The organism is Paenarthrobacter sp. CC6 (assembly GCF_040560085.1).
GTDB classification, from domain to species: Bacteria; Actinomycetota; Actinomycetes; order Actinomycetales; family Micrococcaceae; genus Arthrobacter; species Arthrobacter nicotinovorans.
This window is the reverse complement of record NZ_JARDAN010000013.1, coordinates 22,636-36,316: the sequence shown is the minus strand read 5'-3', so window position 1 is coordinate 36,316 and position 13,681 is coordinate 22,636. Positions and strand designations below refer to the sequence as shown.

At 61.8% G+C, this 13,681-nt stretch carries 16 protein-coding genes and 2 tRNA genes; 10 read left to right on the top strand and 8 right to left on the bottom strand.

Features of this window, described 5'->3' with window-relative positions:
* The first annotated feature begins 6 nt into the window (after window positions 1–6).
* The gene (pknB, locus tag PV760_RS14140; protein ID WP_354628078.1) at window positions 7–1,917 is read left to right on the top strand and encodes a Stk1 family PASTA domain-containing Ser/Thr kinase; all 1,911 of its coding nucleotides are present in this window, start codon (window positions 7–9) and stop codon (window positions 1,915–1,917) included.
* A 51-nt stretch (window positions 1,918–1,968) separates the two neighbouring features.
* On the opposite strand, the gene PV760_RS14135 is transcribed toward pknB, so the two are convergent.
* Together PV760_RS14135 and PV760_RS14130 are read right to left on the bottom strand one after the other, a co-directional pair.
* A complete protein-coding gene (locus PV760_RS14135) occupies window positions 1,969–2,610 on the bottom strand; it encodes an aminodeoxychorismate/anthranilate synthase component II (RefSeq protein ID WP_039239007.1) in 642 nt (213 codons plus the stop codon).
* Between the two features lie 170 nt (window positions 2,611–2,780).
* Window positions 2,781–3,593, bottom strand: a complete 813-nt coding sequence (locus tag PV760_RS14130; protein ID WP_502921444.1) for a class E sortase — start codon at window positions 3,591–3,593, stop codon at window positions 2,781–2,783.
* Window positions 3,594–3,766: 173 nt separating this feature from the next.
* Between PV760_RS14130 and PV760_RS14125 the strand changes: the two genes are divergently transcribed.
* The 7 genes from PV760_RS14125 (at window position 3,767) to PV760_RS14095 (ending at window position 8,561) form a co-directional block, all read left to right on the top strand.
* Window positions 3,767–4,021: a cell division protein CrgA gene (locus PV760_RS14125; protein WP_018778460.1), complete on the top strand. Its 255-nt coding sequence runs from the start codon at window positions 3,767–3,769 to the stop codon at window positions 4,019–4,021.
* Window positions 4,022–4,066: 45 nt separating this feature from the next.
* Window positions 4,067–4,576, top strand: a complete 510-nt coding sequence (locus tag PV760_RS14120) for a methylated-DNA--[protein]-cysteine S-methyltransferase (RefSeq protein ID WP_039239004.1) — start codon at window positions 4,067–4,069, stop codon at window positions 4,574–4,576.
* Window positions 4,576–5,106 (top strand): RNA polymerase sigma factor, encoded by a 531-nt coding sequence (locus PV760_RS14115; protein WP_018778462.1) that lies wholly within the window; start codon window positions 4,576–4,578, stop codon window positions 5,104–5,106. The genes PV760_RS14120 and PV760_RS14115 overlap by 1 nt, the downstream gene beginning before the upstream one ends.
* The gene (locus tag PV760_RS14110; protein WP_018778463.1) at window positions 5,103–5,732 is read left to right on the top strand and encodes a methylated-DNA--[protein]-cysteine S-methyltransferase; all 630 of its coding nucleotides are present in this window, start codon (window positions 5,103–5,105) and stop codon (window positions 5,730–5,732) included. Before PV760_RS14115 ends, PV760_RS14110 begins: the two co-directional genes overlap by 4 nt.
* Window positions 5,729–6,445 carry an alpha-ketoglutarate-dependent dioxygenase AlkB family protein gene (locus PV760_RS14105; RefSeq protein ID WP_039238999.1) on the top strand — a complete coding sequence of 239 codons (717 nt, stop codon included), beginning with the start codon at window positions 5,729–5,731 and terminating at the stop codon, window positions 6,443–6,445. The genes PV760_RS14110 and PV760_RS14105 overlap by 4 nt, the downstream gene beginning before the upstream one ends.
* A 139-nt stretch (window positions 6,446–6,584) precedes the next feature.
* Window positions 6,585–7,184 carry a DNA-3-methyladenine glycosylase I gene (locus PV760_RS14100; protein ID WP_018778465.1) on the top strand — a complete coding sequence of 200 codons (600 nt, stop codon included), beginning with the start codon at window positions 6,585–6,587 and terminating at the stop codon, window positions 7,182–7,184.
* A gap of 756 nt (window positions 7,185–7,940) precedes the next feature.
* A complete protein-coding gene (locus PV760_RS14095; protein ID WP_354628077.1) occupies window positions 7,941–8,561 on the top strand; it encodes a GyrI-like domain-containing protein in 621 nt (206 codons plus the stop codon).
* 51 nt (window positions 8,562–8,612) lie between these two features.
* On the opposite strand, the gene PV760_RS14090 is transcribed toward PV760_RS14095, so the two are convergent.
* A complete protein-coding gene (locus tag PV760_RS14090) occupies window positions 8,613–9,467 on the bottom strand; it encodes a rhomboid family intramembrane serine protease (RefSeq protein WP_354628076.1) in 855 nt (284 codons plus the stop codon).
* Window positions 9,468–9,487: 20 nt separating this feature from the next.
* Complete coding sequence (locus PV760_RS14085) at window positions 9,488–10,030, bottom strand: peptidylprolyl isomerase (RefSeq protein ID WP_018778468.1); 543 nt, start codon at window positions 10,028–10,030, stop codon at window positions 9,488–9,490.
* A 153-nt stretch (window positions 10,031–10,183) separates the two neighbouring features.
* On the opposite strand from PV760_RS14085, the gene PV760_RS14080 reads away from it, so the two are divergent.
* Complete coding sequence (locus PV760_RS14080) at window positions 10,184–11,155, top strand: hypothetical protein (protein WP_018778469.1); 972 nt, start codon at window positions 10,184–10,186, stop codon at window positions 11,153–11,155.
* A 129-nt stretch (window positions 11,156–11,284) separates the two neighbouring features.
* Window positions 11,285–12,160 (top strand): glycosyltransferase family 2 protein, encoded by an 876-nt coding sequence (locus PV760_RS14075; RefSeq protein WP_018778470.1) that lies wholly within the window; start codon window positions 11,285–11,287, stop codon window positions 12,158–12,160.
* Window positions 12,161–12,194: 34 nt separating this feature from the next.
* Here the strand turns inward: PV760_RS14075 and PV760_RS14070 are convergent, their stop codons facing one another.
* From PV760_RS14070 to PV760_RS14055, 4 genes are all read right to left on the bottom strand, one after another.
* Complete coding sequence (locus PV760_RS14070) at window positions 12,195–13,118, bottom strand: DMT family transporter (protein ID WP_110504801.1); 924 nt, start codon at window positions 13,116–13,118, stop codon at window positions 12,195–12,197.
* Window positions 13,119–13,234: 116 nt separating this feature from the next.
* Window positions 13,235–13,310, bottom strand: a tRNA-Ala gene (locus PV760_RS14065).
* Between the two features lie 71 nt (window positions 13,311–13,381).
* A complete protein-coding gene (locus PV760_RS14060) occupies window positions 13,382–13,501 on the bottom strand; it encodes a DLW-39 family protein (protein ID WP_018778473.1) in 120 nt (39 codons plus the stop codon).
* Window positions 13,502–13,548: 47 nt separating this feature from the next.
* Window positions 13,549–13,622, bottom strand: a tRNA-Ile gene (locus PV760_RS14055).
* Between the last annotated feature and the right edge of the window lie 59 nt (window positions 13,623–13,681).

Below are 13,681 nucleotides of genomic sequence, written 5' to 3'. Positions count from 1 at the left end.
GCCACCATGTCTACGCCACGCCCCGGCCCCGCGCATCGAGAGGAGAGCACACCTGTGTCTTCACAGCGCATCCTCAATGGACGCTACGAACTCGGTGAGTTGATCGGTCGTGGCGGCATGGCTGACGTCTACAAGGGAACAGATACCCTCCTGGGCCGAACCATCGCCGTAAAGGTCCTGCGTGCCGACCTTGCCCGCGATCCCCAGTTCCAGGCCCGTTTCAAGCGTGAAGCCCAAGCCGTCGCGGCGCTTAACCACCCCTCCATCGTGGCTATTTTCGATACCGGAGAATATTCCGTTCCAGGTGGGCCCGGAGAGGATGTCCGCGTTCCTTACATCGTCATGGAGTTCGTCTCGGGCCGCACCCTGAGGGACATGATCAAGGCGAAGGAACTGGGCGTAGAGGACTCCGTCGGCTACACGCTGGGTGTCCTCTCAGCCCTGGAGTACAGCCACCGGGCAGGGATTGTGCACCGGGATATCAAGCCGGCCAATGTCATGGTGTGTGCGGATACCGGCGACGTCAAAGTCATGGACTTCGGAATCGCCCGGGCCATGGCAGATTCCGCGGCCACCATGACCCAAACACAGGCAGTCGTTGGCACCGCGCAGTACCTTTCCCCGGAACAAGCCCGGGGCGAAACCGTGGACGCCCGCAGCGACCTCTACTCGGCTGGATGCCTCCTGTACGAACTGCTGACCAGCAGGCCGCCGTTCGTTGGCGACAGCCCGGTGTCCGTCGCCTACCAGCACGTCCGGGAAACCCCGGAACTGCCCAGCACCCACAACCCGGATATCACAGAGGCGCTGGATTCCGTTTTGGTCAAGGCACTGCAGAAAAACCGTACTGACCGCTTCCAGGACGCAGCGGCCTTCCGTCGGGCCCTCCGGGCAGCCAGCAACGGTATCCCCGTGCCTGCACTCCCGGCAAGCGAAGCCCCCACAGATCCCAACGACCTCGTGGAACAGGAAGATCCCGCCACGCAGCTCCTGAGCACTACCGCCGTGGGGCTTTTGGACATGGACCAGTTCAAGGACGAGACCTTGGACCACGAGCACGAGGACCCCCTTCCTTTGGGCCTCCCAGCGGAACGCGAGCGGCCCGCCCAGCAGAAGTCCCGGCGTCGAGCGTGGATCTCCACCCTGGTGATCTTCACTATCCTGGTACTGGCCGGCGGCGGGTTCTGGCTCTACAACCTCATGAACGCCAAGCCGGCCGAACCTGCACAGATCGAGGTTCCGGTGGTGGCCAACATGTCGGAATCCCAAGCAATCCAGAAGCTCTACTCGCTCAAGCTGGTACCGAAATCCGTACGCGAGCCAAGCGATACTGTGGCCAAGGACATGGCCATTGGCACCTCGCCCGCAGCGGGCGCCAAGGTACCCCAGGACGGCGAAGTGATCCTCAAGGTCTCCAGCGGTCCGAGTTCGGTGACCATACCGGCGGATATCGTGGGCCGCACGGAAGCAAACGCGACCGACGCCCTGCGGGAACTTGGTATCACGGGCACCATCACCAGTGTCCGGACGCACAGCCCGACGGTACCCATGGGCCAGGTGATCAGCACAGCCCCGGCGCCGGGCGGACCCATAGCTACGTCCTCAAAGGTGGAACTGCAGATCTCATCCGGCAAGGTCCTGATGCCCCAACTCATTGGCCTGCCTGTAGCGGAGGCCGAAGCGGCGCTGAAGGCCAACGGCTTGACCATGCAGGTAGTGGAACAGGAAAACTCGCAGGTGGATCCGGGCAAGGTCACGGCACAAAGCGAGGTATTCAACAGCGAGGTAGATCAGGGCAAGTTGGTCACCGTTACTGTTGCGAAGGCTCCCGCGCCTGTCCCGACCCCGACCCCCACTCCAACACCCACAACGGACACGCCGACGCCGAAGCCTACGCCGACGACGACCAAGAAATAGCCTGCTGCCGGGGCGGATCCGCCGTCCCGCCGGGTAAGTCTTTACCGGCAGTTATTGCTTAATGAGCGGGCTCAGCTTGGAGGCACGTTCGGCGGCACCGGCCATGCCCAGGGATTCGAGCCAGTTCCCCAACATCTGGTACCCGCCCTCGGTGAGCACTGATTCCGGGTGGAACTGGACACCGCACAGGGGAGCGGTCCTGTGTTGAAGACCCATCACTACACCGTTCGTAGTCTCCGCTGTGACCTCCAGGACGTCCGGTATGGAATCACGAACCGCCGCCAGTGAGTGGTACCGCGTTGCCGTAACGGGCGAGGGCAGGCCGACGAAGACGCTTTTGCCTTCATGCCGCACGGGCGATGTCTTGCCATGCATGAGTTCCGGCGCGTGGGTCACCACTCCGCCGTAGGCCTCAGCGAGGGCCTGGTGTCCCAAGCAGACACCGAACATGGGTTTGGAGGCCTCACCGCACCACTTGATCAGCTCAATGCACACGCCGGCTTCTGCAGGGGTCCCGGGCCCGGGGGAAACCAATACGCCGTCCCGCGTTGCGGCCAGTTCGATGGCCTCGGCAAGCGTGACGTCGTCGTTACGGACGACCGTTGTTTCCGCACCCAGTTCCTGAAGGTAGCCCACCAGTGTGTAGACGAAGCTGTCGTAGTTATCTATTACCAAAATCTTTGTTGTGCTCATGGCTGCTGCACTAAACCAATCGTTGAGTCAGTCAATGTGGTGAATTGGGAAAACCAGGGGAAGAGGAACTCGACCATCAAGACAAGGGCCACACCCACCAGAACCAGTGAGGTCAGGATCCGTACCCACAGCGGACCGGGCAAGTTCCGGAAAATCCATGCGTACATCTGCTACCCCTTTCCGTGGGCGCGGGCTACTTGGGCGGCTATTTCCGACGGCGGCCCTGCCGAGGCAGGTTGCCAACCATCCAGCACTGAGTACGCGATGATGCGTTCCTGTGCACCAAAGCGGGGATTGCAGCTGGTCATGGTGAGGAAACTTTCCGTGGGGGTTGCCCCCGGTTGGGTAGGCACGGGCATCAGCACGTCGGTACGGTCCGGCAGGACAATCTGATTGTTGCGGAACACGTAGGTGTAGTAGCCATCCGCGGTTTGGACGTAGATCTTGTCACCGGGAACCAACGTGTGGATGTTGTCCAGGACCGCACCGTGCGTTTGCCTGTGGCCGGCCACCGCAAAATTGCCGGGAGCTCCAGGCATGCTGGTGGTTCCGTAGTGGCCCAATCCCAAGGTGTCCAGGACGTCCGAGCCCGTGCCTTCAATGATGGGGCGGGTGTAGTCCTGGCCGAAGCGGGGGATGTACATGATCCCGATGGTTCCGCCGTTGCCGGGGGCATTGCCCACCACGGGAGGGCCATAGTCCACCGGACCCACCGGCGCCGCCGGAGCTACCGGGCCGGTGAATTCCTGGGCGAAGCTCTTCACCGCTTCCGTTTGCTTGGCATCGGCTTCCACATTGGTCCACCACAATTCCCAGCCAACGAACAGCAGCAGTACTATCCCGGCTGTGATGAGGAGTTCGCCGAAGATCTGGCTGATTTTACGGATAACATCCGAGGCCCGGCGACGCTTTCGGGGCCGCCGTTCGTGCCCCGGGCTGGCGGACGGCACGGCTGATGCCGCCGTCGTCTGCTGGTGCGCCACAGGGTCTCCTCATATAGGGCGCGGGCGTCGCGGGCGTATCCCGAGTTGCGGCTAGACTTGACAGCTAGAACCAACCCGGAACGCCGTGTGGCCGTTAACCGCTGGAAATTTCCTTCCTGCAGGATATCAAGGCCGGCAGGGACGGGTATCAACCGAACAGTCCAGGAGGATCCGTGCCCGAGTCCAAGCCCCGCAAGCGGCCTGCCCGCCAGGCCCCACAGACTTCGGCCACGCAGCAGTACAAGCCCAACCCGGTTTGGTACAAGGCCGTCATGTTTGGATTGATGATCCTCGGCCTCCTGTGGATCATCACCTTCTACATCACTGAAGGGCAGTTCCCGGTCCGCGACTGGGCATCCTGGAACATCGTGGCCGGCTTCGGCATTGCAATTGTCGGGTTCCTCATGACCACGCGCTGGCGCTCCTAGGAATTCCGGACCTCACATTCCAGTGCTTGCTGGCGTCTACAGGATATGAGCAACCGGCACACCACGTTGGACTCCCCGTTGGGTCAGTTGACGCTGACAGCCCGCGGGGAGTTTTTGACGGGCATATTTTACGAAGGCCACTGGCATATGCCTCCGCCCGACTATTTCGGAGAGCCCACCACCATCGAGGACCCGGTGTTCTCCCGCACCCGGAGCGAGCTCTCCGAATACCTGGCCGGTCAACGCACCGAATTCAACGTGCCGTTCGAGGCACGCGGAAATCCCTTCCAGGAGAAGGTCTGGGCACGCCTCGAGACCATTCCTTTCGGGGAAACGGTCAGCTATGGGGAATTGGCCCAGGAACTGGGTGATCCCCACCTGGCGCAGGCAGTTGGTTCGGCTGTCGGCCGTAATCCCATCAGCATCATCATCCCCTGCCACCGGGTAGTGGGCCGGAAGGGGCAACTGACCGGCTATGCCGGCGGGCTTCGCAACAAGCGCTTCCTCCTGGAACTGGAAGAACCGGATTCCGTAAGAGAGGGCAAGCTCTTCTGATGGAAGACGGACAGGCGGCCAGCAAGAAACCGTTCGAAGCAGTTGTTCGGGAACGCGGGGCGACAGTGCTTCGTGTTTGCCGTGCAATTCTGGGCGTCCACGATGCCGACGACGCCTGGTCGGACACGTTCCTGGCGGCTCTCCAGGCCTATCCCGATCTTCCCGTGGGGGCCAACGTGGAAGCCTGGCTGGTGACCATCGCCCACCGGAAGTGCATTGACCATCTGCGGGCCGGTGCGCGCCGGGCATTACCTGTGGAACAACCGCCGGAACAACCAACCCGCCTGGGCCTTCCGGGCGAACGGGACACCGAGCTTCTCGACGCCGTCGCCAAGTTGCCCTCGAAGCAGCGCCAGGCCGTGGCGTACCACTACCTCGCCGGGCTGCCTTACAAAGAGATCGGCGCCCTTCTGGGCAGTTCCCCGGAGGCCGCACGCCGGGCCGGAGCAGATGGCGTGAAGGCGCTCCGGGCAGCCGTCCACACCCCCGTTCCGCTGGTCCATTCATCGTCGAAAGGTGAAGTGCAATGACCCTCGACCCCAGCCCCGGGCACACCGAGGTGTTGTCACTCCTGGAACCACTGGACGTTGCCCTTGGGCCCGCCCTCGCGGACCTCCATGCCCGCCTGGCCCTCGACGCACAACTGACCCACACCCTGGACATCGCCTACCGAACCGTCGATTCACCGGTGGGGAAGCTCCTCTTGGCAGCCACGGACCGCGGAATCATCCGGGTAGCCTTCGAATTGGAAAACCATGACTCCGTCCTGCAGTTGCTGGCGGACACGGTCAGCCCGCGCATTCTGGAAGCGCCCACGCGCCTCGACGACGCTGCCCGGGAACTCGAAGAGTATTTCGCCGGTACACGCCGCGACTTCGACCTCATCCTCGATTTCCGGTTATCCCGCGGTTTCCGGCTCAACGTCCTCCGTCACCTGCCCCGGATTCCTTACGGCAACACGGCGAGTTATGCACAGGTGGCCCAGGCGGCCGGCAGCCCCAACGCCGTCCGTGCCGTGGGCACCGCCTGTGCCACCAACCCGCTTCCCGTGATCGTTCCCTGCCATCGGGTGGTCAAATCCGACGGCAGCTTCGGTGGCTACCTTGGAGGTCCTGAAGCCAAACGCGCATTGCTCACGCTGGAGGCCGCGGCGTGAGCGACGACGCCCTGTTCCCGCTGGAGCTGGTTCAACCGGAAAACCACGACGCCGGTCCACGCCTGGTGCGGCCGGGTGCGGTTCACGTCCCCGGTTGGCTGACCCTGGAGCAGCAACGATGGATCGTCGGGCGTTTTGGTGAATGGACCCAGGGGCCCGTTCCCTTGCGGGCTGCAACTCTGCCGGGAGGGCATCAGATGTCCGTCCGCACGGTTTGCCTGGGATGGCATTGGCAGCCGTACCGCTATTCACGGACGGCGACCGACGTGAACGGCCAACCCGTCCTCGACTTTCCTGAGTGGATGGTCCGCCTGGGGAAGCAGGCCGTTGCTGTCGCGTATTCCCCGGACCTTGGAGTCGATGAATCCTTGATTGGCCTGTCCCGGGACTACGCACCGGATGCCGCCCTGGTGAACTATTACGGCGATGGAGCCGCCATGGGCATGCACCAGGACAAGGACGAGCATTCCAACGCTCCGGTGGTGTCCCTCAGCATCGGAGACACGTGTATCTTCCGTTTCGGCAACACCGAGTCACGGACCAAGCCCTACACCGATCTGGAACTCCGTTCGGGCGATCTGTTCGTATTCGGCGGGCCCTCCCGGTTCGCCTATCACGGCATCCCCAAGGTCCTTCCGGATACGGCTCCTGAGGGCTGCGGCCTCGATCGTGGACGGATCAATATCACCATGCGTGTCACGGGTCTGTCGTAAGACCGGACCCGTGGAAACCGGCTCCGTGCTACCCGGCTGTCGACGTGACAGCTGTTAATGTCACAGGTGCCGGGAAGAATATCCCCGGCAGTTAAATGCATGCCGGCCGCTGGGCCGGCATGGTTGCGGAGGAGTGCGCATGACCCCGGATAACGGTACCATCATCGGACCGGACGGCTTGGCTCGTCCCTCATGGGCTGCCTCGGACCCGCTCATGCAGGCCTACTACGATCACGAGTGGGGCATGCCCGTGCGCGATGAACAGGGCATGTACGAACGCATCAGCCTCGAGGCGTTCCAGGCCGGCCTCTCCTGGGCCACCATCCTCCGGAAGCGCGAGGCCTTCAGAGAGGCGTTCCTGGACTTCCACCCGGAAAGCGTGGCCGCCTTCACGGAATCCGACGTGGAGCGCCTGATGCTCGACGCCGGGATAGTCCGGAACCGCCTGAAGATCCACGCCGCGATCACGAACGCCAAAGCCACCATTGCCTTGCGTGAGGAGGGCGGGCTGGTGGAATTCGTCTGGTCCTTCCAGCCGGACAGCACACCCGCTCCCCGCACGCTGGCGGAAATCCCCACAACTTCGCCGGAGTCAATCGCCCTCTCCAAGGCCCTGAGGAAGAAGGGTTTCGCTTTCGTGGGACCCACCACCATGTACGCCCTGATGGAAGCAGTGGGCATCATCGATACCCATTTGGTGGACAGCCACCGGCGCGGCACGTCTGGAGTATGGACCTAGGGGAAGCGTCCACCTTCGCTGTGGGCGGCTGAGCCGCTGTCCACAGAAGTGCGTAACTTTATCCACAAGGGTGGATAACTTCTGTGGACATCCACGTACTTAGGTCCAAAATCGGTGCCACACCGCGTCTGGAGGGGCTAAACGGCCCATGCTGCGACTTATGCCCACTGTGCATCGAGCTGTGGATAGTGGTCCAAGCTTCACCGAAAATTCAACGTCGCAGGATTGCCTGGTTCGTCTTGGCGGAATAATCCGGCCACTACCTTGAGGCACCGGAGGCCCCGGTCGACTCTCGCCTCGCATCTTCCGAGTCCGTGCCGGTTACCCACTTAACAACAACCCCCTACCCACAAGTTATCCACAGATGGGGAAAACATGTGGGTTTCAGCAAAGGGATCGCTGTCGTGCCGGGCCTCAGTGGCCCTAAGCCGGACTGAACTACACGTGTGTAAGTTATTAACATTGTTGATAAGCCTGTTGATAGCCGCTTCCACGCAACGCAATTAACAGGCTTATCCACAGACATCCCAAATTAGCCTTGTTTGTCCACAAATTCCGAGCTGGTGGGGACATAGTTATCCACAGGTGTGGAGAAATCCATGCCTTTCGGGGGATATCTAGCGCTTCAGGGGCTGCAACGAGGGCTTAACACGATAACTACACGTGTGTAAGTTACTCACAGTGTGGATAACGCTTGTGGATAACACGGGTGCCGCAGGGTGGGACGCCCTGGCCTGTGGGCTTAGCGTGGGTTCCATGAAGACCGACCTCAAGAAACTGATACCTGCCTACAGTGCGACCAAGGGACGGTTTTCCCTGCTTACCGTCCCGCCCATGCAGTACCTGATGATCGATGGCAAGGGTGACCCCAACACTGCCCAGGCGTACAAGGACGCGTTGTCGACCCTTTATCCGGTCGCCTACAAACTGAAGTTCTTCAGCAAGGGCGAGCTCGCGCGTGATTATGGTGTCATGCCGCTGGAGGCCCTGTGGTGGGCCGAAGACATGGATTCCTTCACCAGCGCCCGGGACAAATCACTCTGGTCATGGACGTTGATGAACATGGTTCCCGAGTGGCTTACACAGGAACACATGGAGGCAGCGTGCAGGTCGGTCGCCGACAAGGGAGCGGCTCCTGCCGTAGATGCACTCCGTCTGGAATCGTTGGAAGAGGGTTTGAGCGTGCAGACACTTCACGTTGGCCCCTACGACGACGAAGGCCCCGTACTGGATGAGATGCACAACAGGTTCATACCGGAGCATTCACTGGCCATGGCGGGGAGGCACCATGAGATCTACCTCGGTGATCCCCGGCGTACTGCCCCGGACAGGCTCAGGACAATCCTGAGGCAGCCAGTCGTGCGCCCTGCGGACTGAAGGTCGGAAAAGCAGCGAGCGTGGGGGCCAGTCCAAGCAACGGGCAGCCCGCTAGCCGGCAGTAATGCGGAACCAGGTCACCACGGCCAGCAAGCCGGCCACGAGGACCAGGCCGCCGGCTTGGAGCAGGGCCTGGTTCTTGCCCCGGGGCGCGTAGGCGATGGCTGCTGCGGCCAGGCCACCGGTAATCAGCCCGCCCAGGTGGGCCTGCCAGGCAATGTTGGGGACAAAAAATCCGATAGCGCCGTTGATGGCGATCAGGATCCAAAGTTGCCGGGTGTCGCCGCCGCGGTGCCGTTGAACCACCAGCATGGCCCCGAAGAGGCCGAAGATGGCACCGGAGGCACCGACGACGCCGGACAGAGGGTAGTCAGGGGTCAGCAGGAGATAGCCAATCGAGCCACCGACAGCAGACAAGAGGTAGACAGCCAGGAAGCGGATCCGCCCGAGCAGTGGCTCGAGGGCTTGTCCGAAGATCCACAGCGTATACATGTTCAGGACTATGTGGAGCAGGAATCCCTGGGAGTGCAGGAACGCTGCGGTCAACATCCGCCAAGGTTCCGTGGCCGCAAAAGCATTCGCGAACGCGAAGTCCTGGAAAATCAGGTCGCCGGGGACAATCCACTGAAGGATGTACACCAGCACGCAAAGCCCGATGATCGTGAACGTCACCAAAGGACGGCCGACAGCCAGGGCCCCGCCATACGGGGACCGGTACGCCGGCATCGTACGTTTTTGTTCGTTGACGCAGTCAACGCATTGGAACCCGACGGCGGCCGTCCGCTGGCACTCGGGGCACGCGGGGCGCCCGCAGCGCTGGCACCGCACATAGGAGGGCCTGTCCGGGTGCCGCGGGCACACCGGAATATCAGCGGACGGCTCTGCCGACGGGATTCCGTAACTCATGGATTCAGCTCAGTGAATGACTAGAGCTGTTCGATGTCGATGCTGTTGATGACGACGTCCTCAACAGGGCGGTCGCCCATGCCGGTGCGGACAGCCTCAATGGCGTCGACAACCTTGCGGGATTCCTCATCCGTGACTTCACCGAAGATGCTGTGCTTGCCGAACAGCCAGTCGGTGTTGACCGTGGTGATGAAGAACTGTGACCCGTTGGTGCCCTTGCCCATCTGGATGCCAGCGTTTGCCATGGCCAGCTTGTACGGAGCGTTGAAGGTCAGTTCCGGGTGGATCTCGTCATCGAACTGGTAGCCGGGGCCACCGACGCCGCGGCCCAGGGGATCGCCGCCCTGGATCATGAAATCCTTGATGATCCGGTGGAAGATCGTGCCGTTGTACAGGGGAGTTCCGGTCTTGTCCTCGCCCGTCTCGGGGTGGTTCCAGGACTTTTCGCCGGTAGCCAGGCCAATGAAGTTGGCTACGGTCTTGGGCGCGTGGTTGCCGAAGAGGTCAACCTTGATGTCGCCGAGGGTAGTGTGGATCGTTGCTTTTGCAGTTGCAATGGTCATAGGGCCATTCTTCCATGCAGGGTCAACGCCGTTGCAGTTGTAAAGCCGGTTCCGCGCTCGGTGAAATCCGGGTCGAATCCGGCAGATGAATAGCCGGTGTTCCCCAAGCGACGTAGGCTAGCAACAAACGAGCACGTGTATCGGGAGGTAGTTGTGAAGAAAACAGACCGTATTGCCCGCGAACTCGAACAATCCGTTGCGGTTGGTGTGGATAACGCACGCGACTGGGCTGCGCCCCGTGTGGAAGCAGCCGTCAATTGGGCTGTTCCGCGCATCCAGCACGGCATTGACACCGCTTCCCCCAGGATCCAAGAGGGGCTGAAGTCCGCCGCGCACAACCTTGCCGACGGCGTGGCAGTTGTAACGCCGCGGATCCAGGATGGGCTGGCGCACCTCGCGCCGAAGATCCACGACGTCGTAGAGGACGCAACACCCCGGATCCAGGAGACGCTCAACAAGGCCACTCCGGCTCTGGGTATTGCGCGGGACAAAGTCGTGGACGAGTACCTGCCCAAGCTCTCTGAGCAGTTGGGTCAGGCCTCTGTAGCCGTTCACCACGTTTTGGAGAACGCCCCCGCACAGGTTGACGCGGTTGCGCAGAAGCTTGTTGATTCAGGCGTGGTGCACAGCGTCCAGGAGCAGGCACACGCTACCGGCAAGCAGATCAAGGCCGTGGCTGACGAGGCCACCAAGGCCGTCTCCACGAAGTTGGGCAAGGAACCGAAACCCAAGAAACGTGGATGGCTGATCTTCACCGTCATTGCCGCAGCTGCGGCCGCCGGTGTTGCCGCCTGGAAGGCTTCCAAGCCGGTTGAGGATCCGTGGAAGACGCCTTCTCCGGTCACCCCCACGCCGGCTCCGGTTCCGGCCGCCCCGGCACCGGCTCCCGCGGACACCGCAGCATCGGCAACGGCTGCGGAAGCTGCCAAGCCGGGTGCAACGGACATCACCCCGGAAGATGCAGCAGCCGAGGCCGAGCAGGCCACCAAGGACGCCTTCAAGAACGTCGAGGACTCCACCGCCAAGGTGGCAACCGACGCCAAGACGGCCGTGAAGAACATCGCGGCCAGCTTGAACAAGGACACCGAAGGCACCGGGGCTGACGCCAAGGGTACAAACAGCTAAGTGCTTTTCAGATAGGCACCGCTTCAATACTGGAGGGACTTCGGCAGCAGCCGGGGTCCCTCCAGTGTTTGCCGGCTTGTAACCAAAGCCTCCGGCTGGGGCGAGGATGCGGGTGTTAGATTTGGAGAGATGTCAGCCGATAGCCCCTTGACGGGTGCCCTCCAGGATGCCCCGGAACCCCCCGGGGTCTCCATCGTCATCCCGGCGTATAACGAAGAAAGCGTCATCCGCCAGTGCCTAATCGCTGCCATCTACCAGTCTGTCCCTGCTGACGAGATCATCGTGGTGGACAACATGTCCACGGACCGGACAGCACGGATTGTGCGGCAGATGCAGCAGGAATACCCCGAGAGCCCCATCATTCTCCTGCGGCAGGACGCAACGCAGGGTCTCATCCCCACACGCAACCACGGCCTGAACAGCGCTACGGGGGACGTCGTGGGCCGCATCGATGCCGACTCTGTCCTGGAACCGGATTGGGTTGAGCAGGTCCAGAAGGCGTTCACTGACAAGTCCGTGGCCGCTGCCACGGGGCCGGTGGTGTACTACGACATGCCCATGCGCCGGTTCGGGCTCAAGGCCGATGACAAGATGCGCCAACTCATGCTGCGCCTGGCCAAGCACCAGTACCACTTCCTCTTCGGCTCCAACATGGCCCTTCGCCGGACTGCCTGGGAAACCATCCGCGACGAGGCATGCCTCGATGAGAAGGATGAGATGCACGAGGACATCGACCTCTCGCTGCACCTTTTTGAGCACGACCTCAAAGTCCAGTACGTGCCCCAGATGGTCTCCGGCATGTCCGCGCGCAGGCTGGAAGACTCACCGAGGGACTACCGCTACTACGTCCAACGCTTTGACCGGACCTATAAGGCGCATAACGTCAAAAAGATGGCCCTGAAAGCCCCCATGGTGGTGTTCTTCTCCGTGTATTTCCCCGCCAAATTGCTGCGGGCCATCCACACAGCCAATTCGGCTCAGGGCGTCCGCCGCGGCGGTCTGTAACGCCTGTAAGCCGTCGACGTACGACGCCGGCACTTCAGTCAGTGCCTAGCTCGGCTTCCCGTCGGTCAGCTTCCGGGCGCTCCGTTCCCGGGCGCTTGCGCCTCTGTCCGGCCACCACAACGGCCAGGCCGGCGAGTATAAGTCCCAATCCGGCGTAGATACCGGGCGGCAATGTTTCGTTGAGGAAGATGGCTGCCAGAATGGCTGCCCCTGGGATCTCCAGCAGGATGATCATGGATACCAGCAGGGGACTCATCGTTGCCAGCAAGTGATTGAAGGCCGTATGGCCCACCAACTGCGCACAAACGGTGATGGCGATGATGCCCAGCCAGCCGCCGGCGTCGAATCCTGACAACGGCTGCCCACTGACCAGCGCCATCAATGCCACGAGGGCCGCGCACATGCCGTAACAGAGCGTGGTGTAGGTTCCCGTTGCCATGGACTGCCGGGCTTTGCCGCCCGCCAGGGTGTAGAGACCTGCCAGGGCCCCGCCCGCGACGGCCAGGAGATCTCCGAGCAGTGCTTCGGGGGAAGAACCCATATCGAATCCCGTGATCGCCACAACGCCCACGAATGCGATGCCAAGGCCGGCCAGGACAGGCCAGCGGTGGCGGGTACCACGGAACATCTGGAAGACCGCGATCCACGCTGACTGCAGGCAGACCAGAGCAGTAGCGGCCGCAACGGACGTCAACTGGAGTGCGGTGATGAAGCACGCGAAGTGGAATGCCAATGCGACGGCGGCCACCGTCGACCAGCCGAACTCACGCCGGGTGATCCTGCCGAACGCTCTCGGCTCCCGGATAGCTACAGGCGCCGCCATCACCACAGCCCCGATGGCGTTCCGCCAGAAGGCGATGGCCAGTGCAGTCACCGAGGTGGCACCCAAGGTCCCGGCAATCAGTGGTCCGGAGGAGGCAACACCCAGGACTCCCAGGGCGGCGATGAGAAGGTTCACAGACCAACCCTAGTGCGCCGGAGTTCCCTGTCCATTCGAGCTGCCGGCCAGATCATATTCCGGATCCTGGTGTTAAACGCGAAAGTCCCGGTCATTCCTGACCGGGACTTTCCTTATGGTGGAGGCACGGGGACTCGAACCCCGAACCCCCTGCTTGCAAAGCAGGTGCGCTACCAATTGCGCCATGCCCCCATAAGAAGCAACCCGTCAATCATACCCCATCTCCGGACTGGCTTTTACCAGTTCAGAACCGGGATCCTCGGCTAATCAACCGTATCGGTTGACTTGCTCCAGACATCTTTCCGGGCTTCGGATTCCTGGTTCTTTTTATAAACCAGGACACCTGCGATTGCCGCTGCCACAACTATCAGCAACTTCTTCACAAGTACCTCATTCCGGCTCAGTTTTACCTGAACCTGTTTTGGTTCCGTGGGCGTACCAGGACTTGAACCTGGGACCTCTTCGTTATCAGCGAAGCGCTCTAACCGCCTGAGCTATACGCCCCGATGCCTCATCGGGCCGAGATATGACTGTACAGCACTTCCCGGCCCGATCTCAAATCG